23 protein-coding genes are annotated in these 26,571 nt (G+C 57.3%); 21 read left to right on the top strand and 2 right to left on the bottom strand.

Annotated elements, in window-relative coordinates; all coding sequences use genetic code 11:
- The first annotated feature begins 9 nt into the window (after positions 1 to 9).
- From hpt to ACN08Y_RS02265, 17 genes are all read left to right on the top strand, one after another.
- A complete protein-coding gene (gene hpt, locus ACN08Y_RS02345; protein ID WP_419099011.1) occupies positions 10 to 561 on the top strand; it encodes a hypoxanthine phosphoribosyltransferase in 552 nt (183 codons plus the stop codon).
- A gap of 324 nt (positions 562 to 885) precedes the next feature.
- Positions 886 to 2,949, top strand: a complete 2,064-nt coding sequence (gene ftsH / locus ACN08Y_RS02340; protein WP_419111866.1) for an ATP-dependent zinc metalloprotease FtsH — start codon at positions 886 to 888, stop codon at positions 2,947 to 2,949.
- Positions 2,940 to 3,506: a GTP cyclohydrolase I FolE gene (gene folE / locus ACN08Y_RS02335; protein ID WP_419099012.1), complete on the top strand. Its 567-nt coding sequence runs from the start codon at positions 2,940 to 2,942 to the stop codon at positions 3,504 to 3,506. The genes ftsH and folE overlap by 10 nt, the downstream gene beginning before the upstream one ends.
- Positions 3,507 to 3,822: 316 nt before the next feature.
- Positions 3,823 to 4,719, top strand: a complete 897-nt coding sequence (folP, locus tag ACN08Y_RS02330; RefSeq protein ID WP_419111722.1) for a dihydropteroate synthase — start codon at positions 3,823 to 3,825, stop codon at positions 4,717 to 4,719.
- Between the two features lie 252 nt (positions 4,720 to 4,971).
- Positions 4,972 to 5,385, top strand: coding sequence for a dihydroneopterin aldolase (gene folB / locus ACN08Y_RS02325; protein ID WP_419110942.1), 414 nt, complete (start codon positions 4,972 to 4,974; stop codon positions 5,383 to 5,385).
- Positions 5,375 to 5,881, top strand: coding sequence for a 2-amino-4-hydroxy-6-hydroxymethyldihydropteridine diphosphokinase (gene folK, locus ACN08Y_RS02320; RefSeq protein WP_419099015.1), 507 nt, complete (start codon positions 5,375 to 5,377; stop codon positions 5,879 to 5,881). Before folB ends, folK begins: the two co-directional genes overlap by 11 nt.
- A gap of 44 nt (positions 5,882 to 5,925) precedes the next feature.
- Positions 5,926 to 6,399, top strand: coding sequence for a DUF3180 domain-containing protein (locus tag ACN08Y_RS02315; protein ID WP_419111721.1), 474 nt, complete (start codon positions 5,926 to 5,928; stop codon positions 6,397 to 6,399).
- Positions 6,400 to 6,411: 12 nt separating this feature from the next.
- On the top strand, positions 6,412 to 7,080 hold the full coding sequence (locus ACN08Y_RS02310; RefSeq protein WP_419111720.1) for a PH domain-containing protein: 669 nt from the start codon (positions 6,412 to 6,414) through the stop codon (positions 7,078 to 7,080).
- Positions 7,080 to 8,687 carry a PH domain-containing protein gene (locus ACN08Y_RS02305; protein ID WP_419111719.1) on the top strand — a complete coding sequence of 536 codons (1,608 nt, stop codon included), beginning with the start codon at positions 7,080 to 7,082 and terminating at the stop codon, positions 8,685 to 8,687. The genes ACN08Y_RS02310 and ACN08Y_RS02305 overlap by 1 nt, the downstream gene beginning before the upstream one ends.
- A gap of 11 nt (positions 8,688 to 8,698) precedes the next feature.
- A complete protein-coding gene (locus tag ACN08Y_RS02300; protein WP_419104166.1) occupies positions 8,699 to 9,376 on the top strand; it encodes an ABC transporter ATP-binding protein in 678 nt (225 codons plus the stop codon).
- On the top strand, positions 9,366 to 10,742 hold the full coding sequence (locus ACN08Y_RS02295) for a hypothetical protein (RefSeq protein WP_419111718.1): 1,377 nt from the start codon (positions 9,366 to 9,368) through the stop codon (positions 10,740 to 10,742). The genes ACN08Y_RS02300 and ACN08Y_RS02295 overlap by 11 nt, the downstream gene beginning before the upstream one ends.
- Before the next feature lie 51 nt (positions 10,743 to 10,793).
- Positions 10,794 to 11,690, top strand: coding sequence for a Rossmann-like and DUF2520 domain-containing protein (locus tag ACN08Y_RS02290; protein ID WP_419111717.1), 897 nt, complete (start codon positions 10,794 to 10,796; stop codon positions 11,688 to 11,690).
- Between the two features lie 91 nt (positions 11,691 to 11,781).
- A complete protein-coding gene (gene panC / locus ACN08Y_RS02285) occupies positions 11,782 to 12,648 on the top strand; it encodes a pantoate--beta-alanine ligase (protein WP_419099441.1) in 867 nt (288 codons plus the stop codon).
- A gap of 99 nt (positions 12,649 to 12,747) precedes the next feature.
- The gene (gene lysS / locus ACN08Y_RS02280; protein ID WP_419099442.1) at positions 12,748 to 14,205 is read left to right on the top strand and encodes a lysine--tRNA ligase; all 1,458 of its coding nucleotides are present in this window, start codon (positions 12,748 to 12,750) and stop codon (positions 14,203 to 14,205) included.
- A gap of 524 nt (positions 14,206 to 14,729) precedes the next feature.
- Positions 14,730 to 15,083: a histone-like nucleoid-structuring protein Lsr2 gene (locus tag ACN08Y_RS02275; protein WP_419099022.1), complete on the top strand. Its 354-nt coding sequence runs from the start codon at positions 14,730 to 14,732 to the stop codon at positions 15,081 to 15,083.
- Positions 15,084 to 15,476: 393 nt separating this feature from the next.
- Positions 15,477 to 18,059 carry an ATP-dependent Clp protease ATP-binding subunit gene (locus ACN08Y_RS02270; RefSeq protein WP_419111716.1) on the top strand — a complete coding sequence of 861 codons (2,583 nt, stop codon included), beginning with the start codon at positions 15,477 to 15,479 and terminating at the stop codon, positions 18,057 to 18,059.
- 360 nt (positions 18,060 to 18,419) lie between these two features.
- Positions 18,420 to 18,926 carry an amino-acid N-acetyltransferase gene (locus ACN08Y_RS02265; RefSeq protein ID WP_419099024.1) on the top strand — a complete coding sequence of 169 codons (507 nt, stop codon included), beginning with the start codon at positions 18,420 to 18,422 and terminating at the stop codon, positions 18,924 to 18,926.
- Between the two features lie 132 nt (positions 18,927 to 19,058).
- Here the strand turns inward: ACN08Y_RS02265 and ACN08Y_RS02260 are convergent, their stop codons facing one another.
- Positions 19,059 to 20,024 (bottom strand): A/G-specific adenine glycosylase, encoded by a 966-nt coding sequence (locus ACN08Y_RS02260; protein ID WP_419111715.1) that lies wholly within the window; start codon positions 20,022 to 20,024, stop codon positions 19,059 to 19,061.
- Positions 20,025 to 20,111: 87 nt separating this feature from the next.
- On the opposite strand from ACN08Y_RS02260, the gene ACN08Y_RS02255 reads away from it, so the two are divergent.
- The 3 genes from ACN08Y_RS02255 (at position 20,112) to radA (ending at position 23,567) form a co-directional block, all read left to right on the top strand.
- Positions 20,112 to 20,921 (top strand): hypothetical protein, encoded by an 810-nt coding sequence (locus tag ACN08Y_RS02255; protein ID WP_419111714.1) that lies wholly within the window; start codon positions 20,112 to 20,114, stop codon positions 20,919 to 20,921.
- A gap of 94 nt (positions 20,922 to 21,015) precedes the next feature.
- Entirely contained in the window at positions 21,016 to 22,083 is a 1,068-nt protein-coding gene (gene disA, locus ACN08Y_RS02250; protein ID WP_419111713.1) for a DNA integrity scanning diadenylate cyclase DisA, read from the top strand.
- Positions 22,084 to 22,157: 74 nt separating this feature from the next.
- The gene (radA, locus tag ACN08Y_RS02245) at positions 22,158 to 23,567 is read left to right on the top strand and encodes a DNA repair protein RadA (RefSeq protein WP_419111712.1); all 1,410 of its coding nucleotides are present in this window, start codon (positions 22,158 to 22,160) and stop codon (positions 23,565 to 23,567) included.
- A 224-nt stretch (positions 23,568 to 23,791) separates the two neighbouring features.
- Here the strand turns inward: radA and ACN08Y_RS02240 are convergent, their stop codons facing one another.
- Positions 23,792 to 25,225 (bottom strand): FUSC family protein, encoded by a 1,434-nt coding sequence (locus ACN08Y_RS02240; protein ID WP_419111711.1) that lies wholly within the window; start codon positions 25,223 to 25,225, stop codon positions 23,792 to 23,794.
- Between the two features lie 221 nt (positions 25,226 to 25,446).
- On the opposite strand from ACN08Y_RS02240, the gene pstS reads away from it, so the two are divergent.
- Positions 25,447 to 26,550: a phosphate ABC transporter substrate-binding protein PstS gene (pstS, locus tag ACN08Y_RS02235; protein WP_419111710.1), complete on the top strand. Its 1,104-nt coding sequence runs from the start codon at positions 25,447 to 25,449 to the stop codon at positions 26,548 to 26,550.
- Positions 26,551 to 26,571 lie beyond the last annotated feature (21 nt).

The following is a 26,571-nucleotide window of genomic DNA, read 5'->3' as shown; positions in this document are numbered from 1 at the left end:
AGATCAACTGTGGACGCACTCGATGTACAGAAAGACATTAAGCACGTTCTCTTCACCAAAGAAGAGATCGACGCCAAAATCAAGGAGCTAGCCGCTCAGATTGATAAGGACTACCAAGGGCGGGACGTCCTGCTCGTTGGCGTGCTTAAGGGTGCCATTATGGTAGTTGCTGATCTTTCGCGCGCTCTCAAAGCTCACTACACCATGGACTGGATGGCAGTCTCCTCCTACGGTTCGGGCACCAAGTCCTCCGGTGTGGTCCGTATTCTCAAAGATTTGGATACCGACTTGACCGGCCGCGATGTGCTTATCGTTGAGGACATCATCGACTCCGGCCTAACCCTCAAATGGCTCCAACAGAACCTGGTCTCTCGCGGCGCTTCCTCCGTGGAAATCTGCACTCTGCTCCGCAAGCCCAAGAGCGTGAAGACCGATGTTGAGGTCAAGTACGTTGGCTGGGATATCGAACCTGAGTTCGTGGTGGGTTATGGCCTGGACTTTGCTGAGCGTTACCGCAACCTTGATTGCATCGTAACCCTGGCACCCCACGTCTACTCCTAAGAGCTAAGGGGAGCTTCAGGTCAGGGGCGGAGGCTCACACTCCGCCCCTGACCTGCACCCGGGAGCTTGCCCCCTTTAGCCCTGAGGTGAAAAATCAGAGCTAGGGAGCAAGCAGCCGGTAAGTTTAGGTACATTAGATAGGTCTGAGGCTCACTGCACCCAAAAACCGGGGTGCAGAGCAACCAAAGTTGCGGGGGGATTCAAGCAACCCCCGCACCATCATGTGTGGAAGGCGCGGCTGTGCAGAAAACGGATAACACCCCTGACCCCAAGCAAAAGGGGTTCTTCGGCAAGCTCATTTCTGGGCCCTGGTTCTGGGTTCTCATGGCTTTGCTGATCGCTGTTCCTATGCTGTTTGCCAATTCCATGGCAGCATCATCGCGCGTTGACACCAACGTTGGTATTGGCCTGCTGAACGACCACAAGGTAGTCAGTGCCAAAATTTATGACGGCGACCAGCGCGTTGACCTGGAACTCAAAGATGACTACGTCAATGCTGCTGGTGATAACCAGGGTAAGTCGGTGAGCTTCTACTATGTTGCCCCCCGAGCCGCAGATGTCATTACAGCTATGGATGATGCCTCACTTGAGTCCTACACCGACCAGCCGGTACAGACTAACTGGTTTACCTCCACACTCTACATGATTCTGCCCTTTGTCATCATGGTGGGCCTTTTCTGGCTCATCATGTCCCGTATGGGCGGCGGCAGCTCACAGATTATGAACTTCTCCAAGTCGCGCGCTAAGAAGTTCAACAAAGATAACCCCACCGTCCGCTTTGCCGATGTCGCAGGCGTGGACGAGGCCCTGGCCGAACTCGAAGAGGTCCGCGAATTCCTGGCCGAACCCGAGAAGTTTACCCGCCTGGGTGCAAAAATCCCCAAGGGCGTTCTGCTCTACGGCCCTCCCGGTACCGGTAAGACCCTGCTCGCTAAAGCAGTTGCGGGCGAAGCCGGTGTGCCCTTCTACTCCATCTCCGGCTCCGACTTCGTTGAAATGTTCGTGGGTGTGGGTGCCTCGCGTGTGCGGGACCTTTTCAAGGAAGCCAAGACCAACAAGGCCGCCATTATCTTTGTGGACGAAATCGACGCTGTAGGCCGCCAGCGCGGCATCGGCATGGGTGGCGGTAACGACGAGCGTGAGCAGACCCTCAACCAGCTCCTAGTTGAGATGGACGGTTTCGACGGTAGCTCCAACATCATCGTTATTGCGGCAACCAACCGCCCCGACGTTCTTGACCCCGCCCTGCTGCGCCCTGGCCGTTTCGACCGCCAGGTAGGGGTTGACGCCCCCGACCTTAAGGGTCGCCAACGAATCCTGGAAGTGCACGCCGCAGGTAAGCCTATCGACCGCCGCGTAGAGCTGGCCTCCGTCGCTAAGCGCACACCCGGCTTCACCGGTGCAGACCTGGCAAACGTCATGAACGAAGCCGCCCTGCTTACCGCCCGCGACGGCGGGAACGTCATTGACGAGCGCGCCATCGACGAGGCCATTGACCGTGTCATGGCTGGCCCCCAGCGATCCTCACGCATCATGAAGGAGCACGAACGCAAGGTCACCGCCTACCACGAAGGCGGCCATGCCCTGGTCGCGGCGGCCCTACGTAACTCAGCCCCGGTCACCAAGATTACGATTCTTCCCCGTGGCCGTGCCCTGGGCTACACCATGGTCATGCCCCAGGACGACAAGTACTCCACCACTCGCAACGAGCTACTGGATCAGATGGCCTACGCCATGGGTGGCCGTGCAGCCGAAGAAATTGTCTTCCACGACCCCTCCACCGGTGCCTCCAACGACATTCAGAAGGCCACCGATACCGCCCGCAAGATGGTCACCGAATACGGTATGAGCACCAAGGTAGGCTCCGTGCGCCTGGTCGCCAAGGAATCCGACCCCTTCCTGGGTGGTGGCTCCGGTGGCGGCAACCAGCACTCCGACCAGCTGGCCTTTACCGTTGACCAGGAGGTTCACGACCTGCTCTCTATGGCTCACGATGAGGCCCACGAAATCCTCATGGAGAACCGTGACGTGCTGGATACCCTGGCTTACGCCCTACTCGAGCGCGAAACCCTGCTAGAGAACGAAATCGCCGAAATCTTCAAGGATGTCCGCAAGCGCCCCGAGCGCGCCCAGTGGCTGTCCAAGGAGAACCGCGAAATCTCAACCCTCCCCCCGGTCCTGGCCCCGAGCGAACGCGAAGCCGCCGAGCAGGCTAAGGCAGAGAACACCCCTGAGCAGGGCGAAACTGCTGAGCCCGCAGACCAGCAGGGTATCGTTCAGCAGCCCGTAGTTGACCCTATGGAACCCGGCAACCCGCACCCCGGTGCCGCTGGCCCCGACGGCAACCCAGATATCGACCCCTTGGGTGGCAATCGCTCATGGCAGTAGACCAACCGCGTATTGAAGCCGCCGTCCGTGAAATCCTCCTTGCCATCGGTGAGGACCCTGAGCGTGATGGCCTGCTTGAAACCCCGGCACGCGTGGCTAGGGCCTACGAGGAAATGTTCTCTGGCCTGCACCAGGATGCCGGTCAGCTCCTGAGCACCACTTTCGATATCGACCACTCCGAGCTGGTCCTGGTCAAGGACATTCCTTTCTACTCCACCTGCGAGCACCACCTGGTTCCTTTCTACGGGACCGCCCACATCGGCTATATTCCCGGTGGCGACGGTAAAGTTACCGGCCTGTCTAAGCTGGCCCGCCTGGTCGATCTGTACGCCAAGCGCCCGCAGGTACAGGAGCGGCTGACAACTCAGGTCATTGAGGCACTGGTTGAACACCTGAACCCCGCCGGGGCTATCGTAGTTATGCAGGCTGAGCACATGTGCATGTCCATGCGTGGGGTGCGCAAGCCTGGCGCTAAGACTGTGACGAGTGCGGTGCGCGGTGCTCTACGTGACCCTGCCACTCGTGCTGAGGCGATGAGTTTAATGAACGCTTCGTAGGCTTTTATAGAGCTCAATACCGTTCCTGCCAACACCCTTAAACGCCAGCCCCGAGCCAGTTGGCGGGAACGGTATTGAGCTTGAGACGGCACCACCCCCCACACCCTTATAGACCAGCCCCGAGCCAGTTGGCGGGAACGGTATTGAGCTTGAGACGGCACCACCCCCCACACCCTTATAGACCAGCCCCGAGCCAGTTAGCGGCTATAGCAAGCCCTCATAACTTAGCCCAAGTAGCATTGAACCAGGCACCGGTGATAGAGCCGGTGCCTTTCTTTCTGTTTTTAGACCGGGCGCACAGTGTTACGCTGAAACCATGACTCTTCCCCACGCCCACGGCTCCTTTGAGAACCTGCCCACTGACCGCACCCTGATTATGGGGATTCTTAACGTAACCCCCGATTCTTTCTCGGACGGGGGGCTTTACGATGACCCTGCCGCCGCTGTTGGCCACGCCCGCAAACTGGTAGCCCAGGGGGCAGACATCATCGATATTGGCGGTGAATCGACCCGCCCCGGTGCTATTCGTGTACCTCTGGCCGAGGAACAGCGCCGCGTCCTACCTGTGGTCGAAGCCCTGGTTGCCGAGGGCATTGTCATGTCCGTGGACACCCTCAACCCCGAGACCGCACGAGCTGCCGTTGAAGCCGGTGCGCATATCATCAACGATGTTGCGGGCATGAGCCTGCGTGAGGATATGGTGTCCACCGTAGCCGAATTGGGTGTGCCCTACATTCTGATGCACGCGCGCGGCACCTCCCAGAACATGGATACCCAAGCCACCTACACCAATGTGGTTGAGGAAGTGCTGGGGGAGCTCTTCGTGCTGCGTGAGCGTCTACTAGCCGGGGGAGTAGCACCAGAGAACATCATTCTCGACCCCGGCCCTGGTTTTGCCAAGCAGGGGGATCAGAACTGGCAGGTTCTAGCGGCCACCGAGCAACTGGCCGAGCAGGGGCACAGGGTACTGGTTGCTGGTTCTCGCAAACGCTTTATCGCCCGCCTTCTGCAGGAACTCGATGCTGCCACAAACGGGATAGACCTAGAAAAAGTGACCGAACGGTCGGCTACCGAACGGGACATCGCTTCTGCCGCTCTTTCCCTCTTGGCTGCCGATGCTGGTGCCTGGGCTGTACGTGTTCATGATGTGCAGGCAACAGCCGATGCGCTGGCCGTACGAACCGCCTGGTTAGAGGCAACACGAGGTAGCTGAAAGCACAGAATAAGGCCTGACATAGAGTCGTCATATATAAAAATGTATATGTGACTTTAAGCGCTTTAGGGTGGCCTGCGCGCTGGGTGCGGTTAGGTTTATAGCCCTTGAAAAATGGGGCATCTAGCGCCTCTAGGCCTACCTTGTGCAGATCAAGCCCGTCCTCCGGTGCCCTCCCCGCAGGGTGCATAATTGCAGACAAAAGCGCCGGCGCTTTTCTGAGTCGGCGGCTACTTTCGGTGAAAGGTACCCATGCAAGATCAGAGCTCTTCGTGTGCAACTGTTCGGGACTATTCGCGCGCCGACCGTATTACCCTCACCGGCGTCGGTGGAGTGGGCTATCACGGGGTACTTGAGTCAGAGAAACAGACGGGGCAGCCCTTCTTCGTTGATGTCACCATGTTCACCGATTTCACCCGGGCAGCAGCTACCGACGATGTTGCCCACACCGTTAACTACGCAGAAGTAGCGGAGACGATTAGAGCTGTCATCACCGGTGAGTCGCTCGACTTGATTGAGACACTAGCCGAACAGCTGGCCCGAACAATCCTAGAACAGTTCCCTCTGCTCGCTGTTGAACTGACCGTACATAAACCGAAGGCTCCCATCGAAGTGACCTTCGCCGATGTTTCGGTCACGATTTTTAGGGAGAATAATGCCCGTTAAAGCTATCCTTGCCCTGGGGTCAAACCTGGGGGACAGTGAAGAAACTCTGGTGCGGGCTATTGCCGATATCTGCTCCCACGAAAAAATTACCGTTACTAAGATTTCACCTATAGCTATTACAGCGCCTGTGGGTGGGCCAGCAGACCAAGATGACTACGCAAATATGGTTGTTGAGGTTGAAACCTCACTCAGACCCTTCCAACTTTTGGAGTACGCTCAGCAGATTGAGCAGAAGCATCACCGTGTGCGCGATGTCCGCTGGGGGCCTCGCACTCTTGACATAGACATTATTGATATTGCCTCTATTCAGATGGATGATCCTGAGCTGACCTTGCCTCACCCGCGGGCTGCTGAGAGGGCTTTTGTCCTAGAACCCTGGGCTCGTATGGATCCTGATGCGCTTCTGCTGGGCGAACCTGTACGGGATCTAGCTGACCGCGCTGAGGATATTGGGGGGATCCGCGAATTCCATCCTGCACCGGTGGTGTGCCTATGAGGCTGAGGAGCCGGGCACTTGCCCTCACCTTCGCCCTAGGGGTTTTGACAGGTTCGGTTTTTAACCTCTTGAGCATCAAGATGGGGGGCCGTGAGCTATCCCTACCCGCCCTTATTGTGCTGGTTTGCCTCATTGTAGGCACGGTGGCCCTGTACTGGGGCCGCCAGGTTGCTCAATACAGCCGGGTCGAAACCCGTAATCGGGCAACTAACATGACCCCGCTCTTTGCTGCTCGGGTCGCTGTTTTCGCTCAGGCTATGGCTCTGACCGGGGCGCTCATGATGGGCTGGCAGGTAGCGATTTTGGTCTATCAGTTGGGTTTAACCGGGGCTCGTGCCACCTGGTCACCCCTGGTCGATACTCTGTGTGCCCTAGCCGGTGGGCTCATTCTCTTGGTGTGCGGAATCCTTGTTGAGAACTGGTGCAAGATTCCGCCGAACGACGACGAACCCGGAGGCGGACTAACAGAGGCTGCCCCACAGCCAGGTCCCCTGGGCCGCACTAGCGATAAAACGTAGACTGTAGGGGGAATGGGGTCGGTTTATGGCCCCTTCCGCAGGTTTGACTCTGATGCAACCGAGGGAGAAAAGGGTGGTATAAGCATGGACGATATCTCGTGGACTCAGCCTTCCCCTAACCGGGCAGAGCAAAAGCTCTTCAGCCCGACCTTGCCTCCCTTGGATCTGGACGGCGCTGGCCGGGCTGTTGGTACCCTGCCGGAGGTCTCCTGGAAAGGTGTTTCTATCCGTTATGTTCGGGTGCGTCTGATAGCCCGCCTGATATGGTCTCTTGGGCTGACAGGAGCTGCTTTCTTACCGTTAGTTTTTACCCGGTTTCTGGGCTGGTGGGACTGGCCTCTCTGGCTGTCTTACCTGCTTCCTGCTCTGGTTCTTGCCCTGAACATCTGGCTCAGTCTTCTGGTTAAAGGGCAGGTGCTGGCGCTTGGTTACAGCGAACGTCAGGACCACCTGCTGGTGCGGCGGGGTCTGATGTTCCGTTCGGTGACCGCTATACCCTATGGGCGCATCCAGTATATTGATGTGACTTCCGGCCCTATCCTCAACGCCCTGAACCTAGCAAATGTAGAGGTGCGGACTGCGGCCAACAGCACCACCGTCCCCGGGCTAGACCGTACGATTGCGGAGAACCTACGCGAGGTCCTGACCGACCTGTCCGATGCCAAGATGGTTGGTCTCTAATGGCAGAGTCGCGCACAGAGCATACAGAGCATACAGAGCATACAGAGCATACAGAGCATACAGAGCATACAGAGCATACAGAGCATACAGAGCAACAGGGGGAGCCTGAACCCGTGAAGCTGGTCTGGCAGCGTGCTCACCCGCTATCCCCTCTGGTGAAGGCCTGGCTGCTTATCTTTATCTTCTTCTTTACCATTGGGCGTCATGCGGTGGAAAGCCTGCTATCGGGGGAATTTGATGCTGACCCCAGCGCCCGCCTTAAGAGTGGGCCCCCGGACACGGCGCTTTTTGCCTGGACCGCTGTCTTTGGCACCTACTGGTATCTTGCGGCCCTGCTGGCTCTCTTTCTAATTTTCTTTATCCCCATGATGAGCCAGTGGTTCTTCTACCGTTTTGCGGTGGATGGGCAGAACCTCTATCTCAAGAGCGGGGCAATTTTCCGCACCGAACGAAAAGCACGGTTGGATAGGGTGCAGTCTATTGACGTCAACCGTCCCTTTGCGGCCCGTCTGCTGGGGCTGGCAGAGCTTAAGTTTGATGTGGCCGATGGTGATTCCTCTGCTCTCAAGGTTGAGTATCTGAGCTACCGCCGTGCCCGTCAGCTTCGCGATGAGCTCTTAGCTCAGGTTGGCTCCCTCAAAGCTCCTGCCCAGACTGTAGCCGGTGAAGCCGCTACTCTCCCTGCGCAGGGGGAGAAGCACCTTTCTGAGCCTTTAGTCCAGCACCTGACCGAGAATTTTATGGGTCTTACAGGTGAGGATGAGCGCCTTATTGTTAAAGTGCCTCTGGGCCGCCTGATTGGTTCCCTGGTTTTTAACTTTGGTTGGGGGCTGGGTCTGCTTATTGGCATAGGCCTAAGCGCATTTATGGTGTCAGCTGACTGGGGTATCGGCACTATCATCACGTCTAATCTTGCTGTGATTCTGGGCGTTTTCGCGGGAGCTTTGAAGCGGTGGAATACCGGCTTTAACTTTTCGCTGTCTACGAGTTCTAGCGGCTTGAAGACCCGTTATGGCCTGTGGGACACCACCACGCAGACCCTGCCGGCCGGTAGGGTCCAGCGCCTGCAGGTGGAGCAACCTTTCCTCTGGCGGTTTTTCGGCTGGTATCGGGTTAGGGTGACGCTGGCGGGTAAAAGCGAATTGGATGAACAGGCTACCGGTGAGCTTTTGCCGGTGGGCACCTTTGACGATGTTCTTGCTATTGTCCAGCTCATTCTGCCTGCTTTGAGCCAGGGTGGAGTATCCATTGGGCATCTGCGTGAAGGCTTGGGCGCTCTTGAGGGCCGTGCTGGTTTTACGGTTTCTCCTGCTTCGGCTCGTGTTTTTGACTGGTTTACTTACCGGTATAACGGTTTCTTGCAGACTCCTGAGTTCTTGCTGGTTCGTTCGGGTCGGTGGCATCGGCGGTTTGGCATGGTGCCTCATAGGAAAATCCAGGGGGTTGCTTTGCGGCAGGGGCCCTGGCAAAGGCGTCTAGGTCTTGCCCACCTAGAGGTGTCGGTGGCGGGGAGTGCCTTAGGGACACGCGTATCTCACCTTGATGCAGAGGTCGCGCGATCCTTGCTGGTTCGTCAATCCCAGCTTGCTGTGCTTGAGCGCATGTAGAGTGTATATTCATGAGCGAACAATCCTTACTTATGGATCGGGCGGCCAAGTCATACCGCGATAACTTCATTTTTTCGGAGATATCCGTGACCTTTGAGCCGGGTACCTACTCCACTCTGGTCGGCCCCAACGGTTCGGGTAAATCGACCTTTATGAGTTGCCTGCTTCAGCAGGAAGAATTGACTGAGGGGCATGTGGTCCTGGATGGACAGCCTATTACTTCAGCTTCTCCAGAGTTTCGCCTGCAGGTTTTTGGCATCAATGATTCTGTGGGTTGGCTACCCGGAGTGACGGTGGGCCAGCACCTTGAGATGATTGCCTCCCAGGGGCCTGCTCTTGCCCAGGAGCTGGGGTTTGACCCTGCACAACTGCTGAGCGCGCGTGATGCCCTCGAAGAGCTAGGTGTACCCCAAGCCTACGACAGGGAGGCCTTCACCCTAAGCTCTGGCCAGGAACAGCGTTCTAAACTGGCCTCCTTGCTGGTGCGTCCAGCCCGCTATTACTTCCTGGACGAGCCAGAAAAACGCCTTGATAGGCGGGGTATTGAGTGGGTGGCCGCCTGGGCACAGGAACAAACCGCCCAAGGCCGGGCTGTCTGCCTAGCTACCCACGAACCCAGCCTTAATATGCTCCCCGGAACCCGTAAGCTCACCTTCCCCCTGCTCTTAGATGAGTCCCATGAAAACTAAAATCACCGACAGGTTTGTTGATCTCTATAACCTGAGCTTTTACCTGCTGGTGATGCTAGCGCTGGTGGGCTCAATCTCGTACGCCCTCAAACAGCTCAGGGGCCACTACCTCTACTTCACGCTCGATGACGCTCAGGCTCCCGGCTTTTTCCTGGGTGCCCTGCTTATAGTGGTGGCCGCCTTCGTGACCGTTCTGGGCTTACTGGGCCCGGTAGCTTACTCACCCTCCCAGCTTTTCTGGCGCTATTCCGGTCTTATCCCTGCCAGCAAGAACCCCTGGAAACAACCTGCCATGTGGGGTGCCCTGGGGCTATGGGCGCTGGTAGTGACATCATTTGCCATCATTTTTACGCCCCTAACGCCCCCGCAGCTCTGTGCAGTGCTAACTGCGGCCTGCCTGTATGGTGCTGTGCTGGTTCACGGAGCAATCGGTGTTCAGGCCAGCGGGCACTGGCGGCTACTGGCAGGCTGGGGCGTTCTAGCTTTAGTAACCGGTCTGGGACTGGTCCTTGCGACCACCTGTGATTTACTGCCCGGCTACGACCCCACAAGTACGGCCCAGCTCTGCGCGGCGGGAATCTTGGGTAGCGGCTTTCTGGGCGCGCTGGCCTATGGTCTTGCCGGTACCAGAATGAACCTGACCTGGTACGCCCTCACCAGCGCTTACGGGCGTAGTGCTATCCTCTTTCAGGGGCTCCGCAACCTGGGCGGGGCAGACGGCTACCGCTACTACGGCTCCCAGAGTGTACGGTTCAGAAGGCGGGTGCTCTCGGCTCGCCCACTCCTGCTGTCTTTGGCTGCTCTAGCTGATAGCACCGGCCCTTTCTTCCTCATCCTTGTTCTCACCATTCCCTTCGCTATCCTGGGTGGAGTTGCCCTGGGGCAGGCTGGTGCCAGTGTGGTGATTGCAGTTGGGGCCTGGATGGTGGCAAGCCTCTACCGCTGGCTGACCCGCGAGTGGGCGGCCAACCTTCCCCTGCGCGGCTGGCTCTCAGCGCCCTACTTTTCTACCGTCCTGGGCTTTGCCGGAGGAGCCACCCTTGCGGCTTCCTGCTATGTTCTGGTGATGGCTCTGGTCTTCCAGCTGCCGCTACTTTCTGCCCTGACCGGTTTTATCTTTGGCCTAGCTACCGCACTCGGTGAACACAACCCACCCTTGACCTATAACTACGACCTGGTCATAACCCTGCCCGAGGGGCTGGTTATCCCTATTGAACCGGCCTCTGCACTTTTCTGTGTGATGCTGGAGATTCTCTCGGTAAGTCTGCTTTTAGGGATTGGTAAGCCTTGGGCTGTTCTTATCCCGCTAGGTATTCTGGGTTCTCGCCTCTACGAGCACTACCGCAAGGGCCACCCCGCACACTAGACTTCGGCAGGTAGACTGGGCAGGTCAGTGTCATCGGCAGAAAGAAAGACCATGAACAGCCCCATTAGACCGGCCCGCCTCAAGATCGGTCTTATCAGCGCCGGCAAAGTCGGTGCGGTACTGGGCGCGGCACTGCGGTCAGCCGGCCACACCATCGCCGGCCTTCACGCGGTTTCTGAAGCCTCCCGCACCCGGGCCGATGCCCTGCTTCCCGGGGTTCCCGTGCTGACCGTCCCCGAAATTATCGAGCAGAGCGAAGTAATCCTGCTAGCAGTTCCCGATGATGCCCTCCCCGGCCTTGTCACAGGAATAGCCCAGACAGACGGTTGGCGTAGCGGCCAAATCCTGATTCACACCTCGGGCCGCCACGGTACAAACGTCCTGGCCCCGGCAACAGCCCAGGGCGCTATCGGTCTTGCCATTCACCCGGCCATGACCTTTACCGGGTTTTCCCTTGACCTGGCGCGGCTGAACTCCACCAGCTTCGGGGTGACTGGCCCAGCCCCCTTCCTTCCCATTGCCCAGGCGCTCGCCGTTGAGATGGGTGGGGAACCCGTCATCATTGCTGAGGGGGACCGGCCGCTCTACCACGCGGCCTTAGCCCACGGCGCTAATCACCTGGTAACAGTCACCGGCCAGGCACTCCAAATTCTGAGTTCTATAGGTATTGAAAATCCCGCCCGCTACATTGAGCCGCTCCTGAGGGCCTCCCTGGATAACGCTCTTGCCTCGGGGGAGAACGCCCTGACTGGCCCAGTAGTTCGGGGTGACGCTCATACCGTTGCGGCACATGCCCAGACTTTGGCAAACTATGCCCTGGAAGAAGGCGCAGAAGATATTCCTACTGCCTACCTTGCCCTAGCCAAGGCGACTGCCCAGAGAGCATACACTCGCGGGGCACTAACTCAAGAGCAGTACCATAGTGTCTTGAGCGCACTTGCCGGGTAAACTGGGAGAGCGCAAAAAACCGAAAGGAAACCTCGCCACCGTGACGAGCCAAATCCCCATCGCACACACTATCTCCGATCTCGCCCGTGAAATGCTTCTTTCTATGACCACGGCAACAGCACAGGTTGAGAAAAATGGAGCCGCAAAGTCTAAGAAGAAACTCAGCGTTGGCTACGTAGCCACCATGGGGGCCCTCCATGAGGGGCACGCCACCCTGATTCGTCGTGCCCGTGAACAGAACGATCTTGTTGTTCTCTCGATTTTTGTGAACCCCCTTCAGTTCGGTCCCGGTGAAGATTTTGAGCATTACCCTAGGACCCTTCAAGCAGATGCTGAGCTAGCCGCTCAGGCAGGGGTTGACGTAATTTTCGCTCCTCAGGTAGAAGATATCTACCCCGGCGGCAATCCGAAAATTACCGTCTCGTCGGGCAAGCTGGGCACCCTCTTTGAGGGGAAAACCCGCCCCGGGCACTTCGACGGTGCCTTGACTGTTGTCAATAAGTTCTTCAATATCCTTAAGCCCATGGTGGGGCAGGCTACCCTCAACGCCTACTTTGGGCAGAAGGACGCCCAGCAGCTGGCTCTGATACAGCGCATGGTCAAAGATTTCAACCACGAGGTTGTTATTAAGCCTGTGCCGATTGTGCGTGCCGATGACGGTTTGGCGCTATCCTCCCGAAATCAGTACCTGAGCGCCGAAGAACGCGAATCTGCTCTGGTGCTCTCCCGCACTCTGGCTACCCTGCGTGAGCAGTACATCACCGGGGCTTTCTCTCCGGAGCAGGTTGAGCGGGCCCGCCAAACGATTGATAAGACCGACGGTGTCCGCCTGGACTACCTCGAAGTAGTCGATACTGACACCTTTGAGGCCCCCCTTGATGAGAGCGGACGTGTCCTAGCGCTCGTAGCTGCCTACGTAGGCAATACCCGCCTCATCGATAACATGGAAATCAACTAAGAATCTTTTATCATCAACCTCAGAACAGGTACATCATTGACTGAACAGGGCAAGACCCCCGCAGAGACCAAGGCCGTAGAGAACGCTGCCTCGGAGCAGATGCAGATCCGTCTCGACAAGCGCGCGAAGCTGCTAGAAAGTGGCCGTGAAGCCTACCCGGTAGGTGTTCCCGTTACCCACACCATTACCGAGATTCGTGAAAAGTACGATGGAACTCTTGAAGCTGACCAGACGACCGGCGATATTGTCGGTATCGCTGGGCGCGTAGTGTTCGTGCGTAATACCGGCAAGCTGTGCTTTGCTTCCCTACAGCAGGGTAACGGCACCCGTATTCAGGCCATGATTTCGCTGGCTGGTGTGGGTGAAGAAGCCCTGGCTGATTGGAAGGCTCTGGTTGACCTGGGTGACCATGTGTTTGTTCAGGGTGAAGTTATTTCATCTCGCCGTGGTGAGCTTTCGGTCATGGCCGACAGTTGGCAGATGGCTTCTAAGGCTTTGCGCCCCATGCCCAACCTGCATTCTGACCTCAACGAAGAGACTCGTGTCCGCCAGCGCTACCTGGATTTGATGGTGCGTGATGAGGCCCGCGAGCTGGTCATTAAGCGCGCCAAGATTACTCAGACTGTCCGTAACGTGCTGAATAACCACGGCTATATTGAGCTGGAAACTCCGATCCTGCAGCTGATTCACGGTGGTGCGGCAGCGCGTCCCTTTGAGACTCATCTGAATGCTTTTGATCAGCCCATGACCCTGCGTATTGCTACCGAACTCTTCCTCAAGCGCGCCGAAGTCGGTGGCCTAGAACGTGTCTACGAGATTGGCCGTGTATTCCGCAACGAGGGCGTGGACTCCACTCACAGCCCTGAGTTCACCACCCTGGAATGCTATGAGGCTTATGCTGACCAGTTCGTTATGGCCAAGCGTATGCAGGAAATTATTATGGCCTGCGCTGATGCTGTGGGTGTGCACCAGATTGAGACTGAAGCTGGAACCATTGACCTGACCGCTGAGTGGAAGTGGCTGGGTGTCTACCCCGGTCTGTCCGAGGCAGTGGGGGTTGAGATTACTCCTGCAACGAGCGCTGAGGAACTGCGCGCAATCGCGGAGAAGCACTCCGTTGCGGTTGATCCTAAGTGGGATGCCGAGAAGTTAGTCGTGGAGCTCTTCGGTGAGATCGTTGAACCCACCCTGCTGAACCCCACCTTTGTCTATGACTACCCGCCCAGCGCACAGCCTCTAGCCCGTCAGCATCGCTCTGAAAGCAACCTGATTGAAGCGTGGGATCTCATTATCGGTGGCATGGAGCGCGGCACGGCCTTCTCTGAGCTCATTGACCCCGTGATTCAGCGTGAACGGCTCACTGAGCAGTCTAAGCTGGCCGCTGGCGGAGATGACGAAGCCATGCAGCTTGATGAGGACTTCCTGCGTGCCCTGGAGTACGGTGCCCCTCCCATGGGTGGCCTAGGCTTGGGCATTGATCGTTTGATTATGCTCTTTACCGGTGTTGGTATTCGTGAAACTATTCTCTTCCCTTTGATGAAACCCGAAGCTGAATAAGTGAAAAGTAGCCTCTGATTTTTGGCCCGCTCAGCAAAGGCTGGGCGGGCTTTACTCTTGGGTTCTAGGGTAGAGTTCTAGGGTAGATTACCGGGGCTTAAAGAGAGCGAAAGGTTAGAACAGTGGATTTTCTTATTGGGCTAGTGCCCTCCACCTGTGCTGGGGTAGCGCTTTATTTTATTTTGCGGTGGATGAGCCGAGCTGACCGAACAGAAAGAGCCGCGCAGCGTGATATTCAAAAGGATGCTGAGCAGTGGTATCAGTCAGTAAAAAGCTCTGATGGGGCTAGGAATCCTTTTGGCTCCGAAGATTCTTAATAATTTTTTTGAGGGAAACCCGAGATAAGAATCTGGGCTTTATTTCCTATTTGGTGCAATGATATGTATTATTTATTATTAGTCATCGAGGGTGGCTAACTTCGTTACACACCCCACAGCCCAACCAAAGATTTATTAGTCTTTACTTAGGTACCCGAAGTAGCGGAGTGTATATTCCCTTCATCACCTCATCAAAAGGAGAAAACAATGGCTCAGAAGGTCAAGATTATTCTTGAAGACGATCTCGACGGTGGCCCCGCAGACGAAACCGTACGTTTCGGTCTTGACGGTGGTCAGTTCGAAATTGACCTTTCCAGCGCTAACGCTGCCCGCCTGCGCGATGCCATCCGTCCGTTCGCCGCTAAGGCCCGCCGTGCAAATGGTGCTCAGCGCACCGCTGGCCGTCCGGCTGGTTCACGTACCACCCCCAAGCGCAATCCCGAAATTGCTGAGATTCGCAAGTGGGCGCAGGAGAACGGTCATAACGTTTCTAGCCGTGGACGTATTCACCAGGATATCCAGGATGCTTACTACGCTGCTAAGGGTAAAGAAAACAAGTAAATAGTTTCTTTCCCGTTTTTATGGGGCGGAATACCTTAAGGTATTCCGCCCCATTTCTTTACGGGATTCATTGTGTTTACCCATATCAACGCATCTAAATTGGCGACAGGTGTTCATTATTTGTGGGCCTAATGGGGGAGGAGTTTTTTACTTGAAACTTCCTGGGAGTTCTGAGGGAATGTTTTGTGTAACTCCCTGAGGCCGTGAAAGTGCCATTATTATTTTCTAGCGCCCGATACCGCGCAGGGTTTTTGCTCTCTGATTTTTGACGGGTGGGTGTGGGCTTTCGTTCCCTTGTAGGCGAACACCATTCATTCCGTGGCGAACAGGCCCCCACGGGCTAGAGAACACGCGTAATCTTTTGGGTAATAGTAAGTTTCCAAGGAGTGTTCAATGTTTGAACGGTTTACCGACCGCGCCCGTCGAGTGATTGTGCTTGCCCAAGAAGAGGCACGCATGCTCAACCACAATTACATCGGCACCGAACACATTTTGCTCGGTCTGATCCACGAGGGTGAAGGTATCGCTGCCCGTGCTCTTGAATCGCTCGGGGTGAGCCTCGCCGCTGTCCGTGATCAGGTGCAGGACATCATCGGTTCTGGCGCTCAGGCCTCTAGCGGCCACATCCCTTTTACCCCTCGCGCCAAGAAGGTTCTTGAACTCTCCATGCGTGAGGCTATTCAGCTTAACCACGGCTACATCGGCACCGAACACATTCTGCTCGGTATGGTGCGCGCTAATGAGGGTGTAGGCAACCAGATCCTGACCCAGCTTGGGGCTGAGCCTGCCAAGGTTCGTCAGACCGTGATGGACCTGATTGCCGGCTACCCCGGTAACAACAATGGTGAGGGTGGCAAGGAGACCGCTGGCGTTGGTGCCGGTAATTCCCGTGAGGGCACCCCCGCGGGCTCAGCCATCCTTGACCAGTTCGGTCGTAACCTGACTGCCGCTGCTCGTGAGGGCAAGCTTGACCCCGTGATTGGTCGTCATCAGGAGATGGAGAGGGTTATGCAGGTCCTCTCTCGCCGCACCAAGAACAACCCTGTGCTCATTGGTGAGCCGGGTGTAGGCAAGACCGCTGTGGCTGAGGGCCTTGCCCAGGCTATCGTTCACGGTGATGTTCCTGAAACCCTTAAAGACAAACACCTTTATACCCTGGATTTGGGTTCTATGGTTGCGGGTTCACGCTACCGCGGTGACTTTGAAGAGCGCATGAAGAAGGTGCTCAAGGAGATCCGCAACCGTGGTGACATCATTCTCTTTATCGACGAGATTCACACCCTGGTTGGTGCCGGTGCAGCTGAGGGCGCCATAGACGCGGCCTCTATTCTCAAGCCCATGCTGGCCCGAGGTGAGCTACAGACCATCGGTGCTACCACCCTGGATGAGTACCGTAAGCACATTGAGAAGGACCCCGCTCTGGAGCGCCGTTTCCAGCCGATTCAGGTGGATGAACCGTCACCCGAACTGGCTGTGGAAATCCTTAAGGGCCTGCGCGATAAGTACGAGGCTCACCACCGCGTCACCATTTCCGATGAGGCTATCGAGACCGCTGTTAACCTGGCCCACCGCTATATCTCAGACCGGTTCCTGCCCGATAAGGCTGTTGACCTGATTGACGAGGCCGGCGCCCGCCTGCGTATTAAGCGTATGACCGCACCCCCGGAAATCAAGATCTTGGAAGAGCGTGTTGCTAAGCTCCGTGGCGAGAAGGAAGAGGCTATCTCGGCTAACGAGTTCGAGAAGGCCGCTGACCTGCGTGATCAAGAGCAGAAGCTGATTGCCGAGAAGGACGAGAAAGAAAAGGAATGGCGTAATGCTGGTGATGCCTTTGGTGAGGTAACCCCCGAGGTTATTGCCGATGTCCTAGCCGCCTCAACTGGCGTTCCTGTCTACAAGATTACTGAAGAAGAGTCCGGTCGTCTGCTCAAGATGGAAGACGAGCTACACAAGCGCGTGATTGGCCAGGAGAACGCTATCAAGGCTCTCTCCCGCTCTATCCGCCGTACCCGCGCCGGTCTGAAAGACCCCAAGCGTCCTGGTGGCTCCTTCATTTTTGCAGGCCCCACCGGTGTCGGTAAGACTGAGCTTGCTAAGGCTCTAGCCGAGTTCCTCTTCGGCGACGAGGATGCCCTTATCACTTTGGACATGTCGGAGTACCAGGAAAAGCACACCGTTTCCCGTCTCTTCGGCGCCCCTCCCGGCTATGTAGGCTACGAGGAAGGCGGCCAGCTGACCGAGAAGGTCCGCCGCAAGCCTTTCTCTGTTGTGCTCTTTGATGAGGTGGAGAAGGCTCACGCTGACCTCTTTAACTCCCTGCTCCAGATTCTTGAGGACGGCCGCCTGACTGACTCACAAGGCCGCGTGGTGGACTTTAAGAACACTGTCATCATCATGACCACCAACCTTGGTTCTCGTGAGATGGCCCGCCGTGTTCCTGTTGGCTTCCAGCAGGTGGGCGACGACGCAGGCACCTACGAGCGTATGCAGGGTCGGGTCATGGAGTCCCTCAAGGAGCACTTCCGCCCCGAGTTCCTGAACCGCGTCGATGACATCATTGTCTTCCCGCAGCTGTCTGAGTCTGAGATTCTGCAGATTGTGGATTTGTTTGTTGCCCGCCTGGCCGTGCGCCTGCGCGAGCAGGATATGTCTATTGAACTGACCGATCAGGCTAAGGCTTTGATGGCCGCTAAGGGCTATGATCCCTCGATGGGTGCCCGCCCCTTGCGTCGTGAGATGCAACGCAACCTGGAGGACCCGCTCTCCGAAAAGATTCTCTTTGGTGAGATCAAGCCCGGTGAGAAGATTACCGTGGACACTGAAGGCGAGGGCGACCTGGCTAAGTTCACCTTTAGCTCTGCCCCTTTGGGTGAGCTGGATAGCGACAGCTTTGACCGTGTCTTTAGCGAAGGTGATCAGAAGGCTGACCAGCCTGCCGCTGCCGAGAGCACGGTGGAAGGTGACAGCCAGCTCTAGACTCTCACCTAAGAAACCGCCCTGCGACCCCGAGAGGGGAGCCGCAGGGCGGTTTTCGGTCTTGACAGGGAAAAATATATCGAAATATGGCCTAGTGTTGGAGCTGTAACCAAAGCTTGACCAACCTTTCAGCTAGCGCCCAGGTCTTTAAGGACTTGGCCCAAGGCTAGTGGTCAATACTTAAGTCATGCGGTTCGACAGAGCCCCTGAAGCAAATGGTCTTAGTGTGTAGGACCGTTCAGGACAAGAAAACTCTTGTGTGTATGTGTGTGTAATGATGTAAATCAGCCCCCTCACCAATAGGTGGAACGGGGGCTGATTTATTTTTAACCTGGCTCATGGGGGCAGTAGCCTGGGGGTATGACTTCTTTCCGTGTACGCCGGGCTACCGTGGACGATGTGGCAAATATTCAGGCGCTTGTACGCCCCCTAGCTCTTGAGGGTATCCTCCTTGATAAGGAGGACGTTGCCTACTACGAGGCAATCCAGGAGTTTGTGGTGGCTGAGACCGAAGACGGGCAGATGCTCGGCTGCGGTGCGCTCCATGTGATCTGGCGAAACCTTGCTGAAGTGAGGACTTTAGCTACCGACCCCGCTGCCCGGGGCAGGGGAGTGGGTGCTGCTTTGGTCTCAAATCTGCTAGAGCGTGCCCGGGATTTGGGCGTGGAGAGTGTCTTCTGTTTGACCTTTGAGGTGGACTTCTTTGGGCGATTGGGCTTTAGGGTGATGGAGAACCAGGAAGAGCTTGATCCAGAAACCTACATGCAGCTCCTGCGTTCACACGATGAGGGTGTGGCTGAGTTCTTGGACCTGGCTCGGGTCAAGCCCAATACTCTGGGCAATACCCGCATGATTATCTCCCTCTGAGCCAAGACCTATCAAAATGTTGGCCGCAGCAGTCAGCAAATGACTCGAAGGTATAGAAAGTTTCTTCTGACTTTTGTACTCAACTGCTAGTACTGGCAGGGGTGGCTGTCTCTGTTCCCGGTTCATAGCAACCTAGAGCGACACCAAGCCGCCGCTGTGCTCCTTGGCGAGACCATCAGCGACTAGCCCCAAGTAGCACCGTTCTATCTGCTCAGAGGTGGGGGAGAGCTTCTGTAATTTTTCTACGGCAGGAACCAGCTCGGTGGGCACCACAAAATCAAGCTGGCCCGGTGCAGTGAGTAAACGCGAAGGAACCGGGGCTAGCGCCGCACGGAGTACACCCAGCATGGCACCCCGCAACTGGCGGTCGGTCCCAGCCCAGGCCTGACCCTTAGGCTGGTAGTCAGCCTCCGGTTTTCCTGCGCCCACCCAGGCACAAGCATCAGCCACGGGGCAGGAAGCGCAAGCCGGTGACTTAGCAGTGCAGATAAGAGCACCCAGCTCCATCACCGATACATTCCACAGGCAAGAAGTAGGGGTATCAGCGGGCATGAGCTCGTCGGCTAGCCGGGTTTCAGCTGCCGTGAGAGAAGGCCCCGGTAAAGCTCTACCCGAGACCAAGCGGGCGTGAACCCTGCGGATATTGGTGTCAATCACCGTAGCCCGGTTGCCAAAAGCAAACACAGAAATAGCCGCCGCCGTATAGGAACCCACACCGGGAAGGTCAAGCAGCTCATCATAGGTGCTGGGTACCTGACCTCCGTGGCGCTCAACAATAGCCTGAGCGGCAGCGTGCAGACGCAAAGCGCGGCGCGGGTAGCCCAGACGCCCCCAAGCGCGTACTGCCTCCGCGGAATCCTCAGCCGCCAAATCAGCAGGGGTGGGCCAGCGATCCAGCCATACTTCCCAGACCGGCAGTACCCGCTTGACAGGGGTCTGCTGCAGCATAAATTCGCTGACCATGACCTCCCAGGAAGAGTTCTCACCGGTGCGCCAGGGCAAATCACGCCGGTTCTCTAAGTACCAGGAATTGATGCGGGCATGAAGAGCGTTGAGGTCCTGTGGAGCTAAACCGCTCAGAGGCAGAGTAAAAGACACCCCAACACTCTAAAACACGATTGACTTAACCCCCTAATAGGGGCTTAAAAGCTCCTATCTTGGCGTAGAAGACGGTAGTCTAGAGGTATGTCTGAAAACCTTGATTCACCGGTAGAAGAGGTTTCACCCGAAATCTACCGCCGCCGCCGCATTGTCGCCCTGCTCGTTCTTGTTTTTATCCTGCTCCTGATTATCGGGCTCATCAGCCTGCTGGCCGGTCGCGGAAAGAACACCGGGAGCGCCTCAACCGCCGCTAGCGCTTCTACCAGCGCCGCAGCCTTTAGCGATTTTAGCGAGCGTCCTAGCGAATCAGCATCTGCTTCTGAGAGCGCAAAATCGGACGAAAGCTCCGCTTCTGAAAGCGCCAAAGCCGATGACAGCTCAGCATCAGATGAAGCCAGCAAGAAGGCAGAGGAAGAGTCTGATCAGGAGTCAGCTAAGCCCTCTGATGAAGCCAGTGAGGACGCTGAAGCCACACCTTCTGCTGAACCCAGCGAGGCCCCCGCTGTAGTAGCTGCCTGCACCGCAGCAGACCTACAGGTCAGCATCACCTCTGATAGCCCAACCTACGCCGCAGGCCAGAACCCCGCACTCGCTGTAACCTACACCAACACATCAGGTAACCCCTGCATCGTTACCGGTGGCGCTAACAACGTAGATGTCAACATCACCTCCGGCCCCGCCCAGGTCTACAACTACGCTCAGTGCTACGCTAACCCCGTTGCAGACGCCGAAGTCGCGGCCGGTGCCACCAACACCACCCCGCTGACCTGGAACCGCTCACTGAATGTCCTCGGCTGCAACACCACCGCAACCATCCAGCCCGGCCACTACTGGGCAACCGCAAGTGTCAACGGTGTAGCCTCACAGCCCATCCGCATCATCGTCACCGGCTAAACCCTAAGGGTTTTCTCTTCCGGTGCCCCGGCATACTCTGCCGGGGCACCGGTCTTTAAGGCAGGAAACAGTCGGGTGCACTAAAATAGGTGGGGTGCTAACGGTTTATAGTGATTCCCTGCTGAAAACAATTGCCCAGATTGCCCCCGGTACGGAGCTACGCGAGGGGCTCGAACGTATCCTACGCGGTCGTACCGGTGCCCTCATCGTGCTGGGCAATGACAAGACCGTTGCCCACATGTCCTCAGGCGGCTTCGCCATCAACACCGAATTCTCGGCAACCCGCGTGCGCGAACTCGCCAAAATGGACGGTGCCATCATCTGCGACCGCGATGCCTCAACCCTATTAGCAGCAGGGGTCCAGCTCCTACCCGACCCCTCTATCGACACCCACGAATCCGGCACCCGCCACCGCACCGCCGAACGAGTCGCCAAACAAACAGGATTCCCCGTTATCGCAGTCAGCGCCTCCATGTCACTGATCTCGGTCTACACCGAAGGAATCCGCTACACGGTCGAAGACGCCCAATCTCTGATGAGCCGCGCCAACCAGGCCATCAGAACCCTCGACAGCTACACCGAACGCCTAGAACAGGTGCTCCACCAGCTTTCCTCCCTCGAAATCGAAGCCAACGTAACCCTGCGCGACGTAGCCAGCACCCTCCAGCGTATGGAAATGGTGCGACGCATCGCAGTAGAAGCCGGGCACTATGTTGTAGAACTGGGCGATGTAGGCCGACTGGTCGCCCTCCAGCTCGAAGAACTAGCCACCCACGACCTGCCCGAAAGCTGGGTCGTGCTCCGTGACTACCTGCCCGCAGACATCACCCCCGAAGAGCTCCAAAAAGCCGTAGCTGCCCTGCAAGAGCTCAACGACAAAGAAATCGTTGACTTACTCGTTATCGCCCGCACCGTGGGACTTGGCGAAGAACTCAGCGCCTCCCTACATCCCCACGGACACCGCCTACTAGCAGGCATCAAAACAATGCCCGGAGCAGTCGCAGACCGCCTAGTAGACCGCTTTGACGGCCTCCAATCCCTCATGGCCGCCAGCCTCGATGACCTACGCGCCGTAGAAGGAATCGGGGAACAAAGAGCACGCGTCATCCGCGAATCACTCTCCCGCATGGCAGAAAGCTCCCTGCTCGAACGGTTCATGTAGGTCTCCACCCCGCACCGGTCAGCCGGTAGCTAAGTCACACCTAAAATGTCAGCCCCCGGCTTTATGCTGTGACTATGGCTACCCGAAAAAACACCCGCTCCCGCTCCACCAATGCCTACCGGTGCACCGAATGCGGCTGGACCACCGCTAAATGGGTAGGCCGCTGCGGCGAATGCCAGTCCTGGGGCACCGTCGAAGAAGCCGCCACCGGTGCCATCGCCGCCAAAACCACCGTAGCCTCCAGCGTCCAAACCCCCGCACAACCCATCGGGGCAGTCGACTCCACCGTCGCCCAATATATGAGCACCTGCAACCCCGAATTCGACAGGGTCCTCGGCGGCGGGCTCGTCCCCGGCGCAGTCATCCTCATGGCTGGTGAACCCGGCGTCGGTAAATCCACCCTCCTACTCGATGTAGCTGCCACCTTCGCCCGCGGCAAAGCCACCGGCAAAGCACACAACGTCCTCTACATCACCGGCGAAGAATCCGCCGCCCAGGTCAAACTCCGCGCCGACCGCATCGGCGCACTCGCCGACACCCTCTACCTCACCAGCGAAACAGACCTCGGCACAGCCCTCGCCCACATCGAACAGGTTAGCCCTGACCTGCTCATCATTGACTCCGTGCAAACCCTAGCCTCCACAGACGTTGAGGGGAGCGCAGGCGGCGTAACCCAGGTGCGAGAAGTCGCCGCCAGCATCATCGCCGCCGCCAAACGCCGCAACATGTGCACTCTCCTGGTCGGGCACGTCACCAAAGAAGGCACCATCGCCGGCCCCCGCCTCCTAGAACACCTGGTCGATGTCGTCTGCCAATTCGAAGGCGACAAACACTCCCACATCCGCATGCTCCGCGCCATCAAAAACCGCTTCGGCCCCACCGACGAAGTCGGCTGCTTCGACATGCACGAAGACGGCATAGCACCCGTCACCGATCCCTCCGGCCTCTTCGTCTCCCGCACCCCCCACCCGGTGGCCGGAACCTGCGTCACTGTCACCATGGAAGGCCGCCGCCCCCTCCTAGCAGAAGTCCAAGCCCTCCTCGACCAAAGCGCAACACCCCAGCCCCGCCGAGCAACCAGCGGCCTAGATAGCTCCCGCATCTCTATGCTGCTCGCCGTCCTCCAAAAACGAGCCGGCTTCAACGTGGGAAAACTCGACTGCTACATCTCAACCGTCGGCGGCGCCAAAATATCTGAGCCCTCCGCAGACCTCGCCTGCGTCATAGCCCTCGCCTCAGCCGCCCAAGACAAACCACTCCCACGCAAACTCGCCGTCTTCGGAGAAGTGGGCCTAGCCGGTGAAGTCAGAGCCGTACCGGGCATCCGCCAGCGCATTGCCGAAGTAGGACGCCTGGGCTTCACCCACGTCATCGTTCCTGCATCCCCGGCAGGTGTGGGCGACGTCCCCGCCGGTGTATCGGTGCGCGAAGTGGCATCGCTGGGGGAGGCTCTAGCCCTGCTCTTTCCCAACGCTGGGAATTAGTTATCGTGATATTCTGCCCAGTACTGGTGCCTGCCAAGATCCCTTAAACGCCAGCCCCGAGCCAGTTGGCAGGGACTTACACTGGGCTTTGCTCGGTATCATGCCCGCTAACTTCCCTTAAACGCCAGCCCCGAGCCAGTTAGCGGGCACGATACCGAGCTGGGCAACTGCCCTAGAAGACCAGCCCCGCATCAGCTAGCGGGCACGATACCGAGCTGGGGAACCTACTTCTCAGTCTCAATATTCTGCTCAATAAGGGCTAGCTGCTGGGTATTTAGCTCCTGCTGTTTCTCCGCGCGGGCAAGGCCAGCCGTCAGCTCTGGAGCCACCTTCACAGTTGCCTGTGGCCCCGTAGGCTCCTGCCCACCAGACCGTGCAGAAGCCCGGTCCTTAGCCCGCAAAACAATAGTAAGCTGTTGCGTATCGGCCCGGTGCTTTTCCTCAACCAAGGGCTGCTGAGCCGATTTCAAGGGGCTAGGCTGAACCGGAATCATACTGGTAGTCGGAGCGTGCTCAGTCATAGAATCACCCAGCGGAACCAGCATAGACTCCGCCTCCGCATGAGTCAGCCCCGAGGCCTCCAAAAGATCCACCACCAGCGGGCGCAACATTAAAACCAGGGCTTCCGCCTCCATACTCTGAACACCCATCATGTGGGGCTCTAACCGCCCCGCTAAGAGCGACAAATTCTGGCGTGCCTGCATCATGCAGGCTGAACGGGTTTTAGCCTCGGGCGCAGACATACCTTCACCCAAAATCCCGATAGCATCACCAATGTGGGTAAGGGCCTGGGCAATTGAGCTAATTGCCCGGTGCGAAATCTGCACGTTATTAATGGTCGAAGCCATACGACGATTAAGCACCCGGGTATTACGGATCGCATAGTCAATCTTGCTTAGAACCTGACTATAGCGTTCCAGCTCTTTCATGTGTGAGCGACCGGTCCAGGCCAACTGAGCCATCCCCTTAGAGGTAATAATGTCCTTCTCACAGGTGGTATAGAGAGGCTGAAGCCTACGGGCACTACCCAGTGCATACCAGGCCTCCTTACCGTCATAATGCTCCATTGCCGTCCCAGCATCACGGAAAACAGAGGCAAAAGCACTCATCAACTTGCGGGCGTTCTCACGCGGAGTTCTGCGCGGATCCTTAGGGAAGAGAAACATCAACAAGAAAGCGCACAAGCCACCCACAATCCCGTCAAGACTGCGGCCAAAAGGCCCCTCCGCATTAGGTGGTAGCAAGACAACCAGGCAAGACTGCAAACCCATCTGAATAGTAAAAAGAATCCCGTTATCCAAGAACCGGGCCAACATAATCGACAGGAACATCACTAAGCCAGCCTGCCAAATCCCTTGACCCAGAACTATCATCATGAGGTCACCCATCAAAATACCCAGCGTCACCCCAAAAGAAACCTCAAGGATACGGCGGGCATGAGTAGCACCCGTGATATAGCCCAGCGACACAATTGCAGCGGTCGCGGCAAAAATTGGTTGCCTATGGCCCAGAACTTGCTCAGCAAAGAGATAAGCGCCAATACCAGAGACCACAATCTGAAGGGACTGGAAGAACCCCTCCCTCATACGAATCACACCCAGGCGACCCCGGTGCGCTGCCTTCTTCCTGATGACACTAACCTGCTGACCAAAACACATGCCTACCATTCTAGTAGGAGCCCATCACCACCCCACCTTCCCAGTCTTAACGCCCACTGTGCGCCCTCTGTTCACCCACCGTTTACTCAGTGCTAGCCCACCTGCTACCTAAGCTCCCTAAAGTCATAGACGTTAGATACCTGACCAACTGTTCAACGGTTGTCGGCCCCACCCAAACACGGTCGGCACAAGAGAGCACACAAACAAAGGATCCTCATACCGTGAAGGCTAAGTCACTCGCTCGCTGGAGCTCACTTGCATTTGTTGGCGCACTCGCCCTCACCGCTTGCGGCTCAGATAACGCAACCGGAACCGGCTCCAGCGCCGGTGGTAGCTCGTCCTCCCTCCCCTCAAGCGCCCTGACCGGTGTTGGCGCATCCTCACAGCAGGCAGCCATCACAGCCTGGGAAACCGGCTTCGCCAACATCGGCGGTACCGTCCAGTACTCACCCGATGGCTCCGGTGCTGGCCGCGAGGCCTTTCTGGCTGGTGGCGCCGCTTTCGCAGGCTCCGACCGCGCCCTCAAGACCGAAGAGTGGGAAAAATCCAAGGAAGTCTGCGGCCCCGACGGCGCAATCAACATCCCGGTCTACATCTCACCCGTTGCTATTGCCTTCAACCTGCCCGGCATTGACTCCCTCAACCTCGATGGCGAAACCATGGCCAAAATTTTCAAGGGTGAAATCACCACCTGGAAGGATGCAGCTATCGCCTCCCAGAACGAGGGCGTCACCCTGCCCGACACCAAGATCACCGTGGTACACCGCTCCGATGACTCCGGTACCACCGAGAACTTCACCGAATACCTGCAAGCCGCCTCCAACGGCGCCTGGGACGTAGAAGCAGACGGTAACTGGCCCTCCCAGTACTCCGGTGAATCTAACAAGGGCACCTCCGGTGTTGTCTCCACCACCTCATCTACCGAGGGCGCTATCACCTACGCTGATGCCTCCGCTATCGGCAACCTCGGCAAGGTAAACGTCAAGGTCGGTGATGATTACGTTGAGCTCTCCGCAGAGACTGCCGCAAAAGCCGTTGAACTTTCAGAGCGGGTAGGCGGCATGAACAAGAACGACATGGCAATCCAGGTCAACCGCACCCCCGAAGACCCCACGGCCTACCCCGTAGTCCTGGTCTCCTACCATATCGTCTGCTCCGGCTACTCAGATGAGGACAAGGCAAGCCTAGTCAAGGCCTACGAGAGCTACGTCGTCAGCGAGCAGGGCCAGAAGGACGCTGCAGACGCAGCCTCATCTGCCCCTCTGACATCGGCACTGAGCACTGATGCCCAGAAGGCAGTCGAATCCATCACCGTTACTAAGTAACTCTCACCCCGCCAACGGTGC

The organism is Rothia sp. P5764, assembly GCF_048512965.1.
GTDB lineage: Bacteria > Actinomycetota > Actinomycetes > Actinomycetales > Micrococcaceae > Rothia.
The sequence above is the reverse complement of the archived record's forward strand: the minus strand, read 5'-3'. Positions and strand labels throughout refer to the sequence as shown.

What these genes read in the sequence shown, in the direction of transcription:
- ACN08Y_RS02265 (WP_419099024.1), top strand. Translation starts at nt 18,420, where the DNA reads ATGACTTCTTTCCGTGTACGCCGGGCTACCGTGGACGATGTGGCAAAT.
- lysS (WP_419099442.1), top strand. Translation starts at nt 12,748, where the DNA reads ATGCAGATCCGTCTCGACAAGCGCGCGAAGCTGCTAGAAAGTGGCCGT.
- panC (WP_419099441.1), top strand. Translation starts at nt 11,782, where the DNA reads ATGCTTCTTTCTATGACCACGGCAACAGCACAGGTTGAGAAAAATGGA.
- folK (WP_419099015.1), top strand. Translation starts at nt 5,375, where the DNA reads ATGCCCGTTAAAGCTATCCTTGCCCTGGGGTCAAACCTGGGGGACAGT.
- folE (WP_419099012.1), top strand. Translation starts at nt 2,940, where the DNA reads ATGGCAGTAGACCAACCGCGTATTGAAGCCGCCGTCCGTGAAATCCTC.
- folB (WP_419110942.1), top strand. Translation starts at nt 4,972, where the DNA reads ATGCAAGATCAGAGCTCTTCGTGTGCAACTGTTCGGGACTATTCGCGC.
- ACN08Y_RS02310 (WP_419111720.1), top strand. Translation starts at nt 6,412, where the DNA reads ATGGGGTCGGTTTATGGCCCCTTCCGCAGGTTTGACTCTGATGCAACC.
- ACN08Y_RS02240 (WP_419111711.1), bottom strand. Translation starts at nt 25,225, where the DNA reads ATGTGTTTTGGTCAGCAGGTTAGTGTCATCAGGAAGAAGGCAGCGCAC.
- ftsH (WP_419111866.1), top strand. Translation starts at nt 886, where the DNA reads ATGGCTTTGCTGATCGCTGTTCCTATGCTGTTTGCCAATTCCATGGCA.
- ACN08Y_RS02255 (WP_419111714.1), top strand. Translation starts at nt 20,112, where the DNA reads ATGTCTGAAAACCTTGATTCACCGGTAGAAGAGGTTTCACCCGAAATC.
- folP (WP_419111722.1), top strand. Translation starts at nt 3,823, where the DNA reads ATGACTCTTCCCCACGCCCACGGCTCCTTTGAGAACCTGCCCACTGAC.
- ACN08Y_RS02270 (WP_419111716.1), top strand. Translation starts at nt 15,477, where the DNA reads ATGTTTGAACGGTTTACCGACCGCGCCCGTCGAGTGATTGTGCTTGCC.
- ACN08Y_RS02295 (WP_419111718.1), top strand. Translation starts at nt 9,366, where the DNA reads ATGAAAACTAAAATCACCGACAGGTTTGTTGATCTCTATAACCTGAGC.
- radA (WP_419111712.1), top strand. Translation starts at nt 22,158, where the DNA reads ATGGCTACCCGAAAAAACACCCGCTCCCGCTCCACCAATGCCTACCGG.
- ACN08Y_RS02300 (WP_419104166.1), top strand. Translation starts at nt 8,699, where the DNA reads ATGAGCGAACAATCCTTACTTATGGATCGGGCGGCCAAGTCATACCGC.
- ACN08Y_RS02290 (WP_419111717.1), top strand. Translation starts at nt 10,794, where the DNA reads ATGAACAGCCCCATTAGACCGGCCCGCCTCAAGATCGGTCTTATCAGC.
- ACN08Y_RS02305 (WP_419111719.1), top strand. Translation starts at nt 7,080, where the DNA reads ATGGCAGAGTCGCGCACAGAGCATACAGAGCATACAGAGCATACAGAG.
- ACN08Y_RS02275 (WP_419099022.1), top strand. Translation starts at nt 14,730, where the DNA reads ATGGCTCAGAAGGTCAAGATTATTCTTGAAGACGATCTCGACGGTGGC.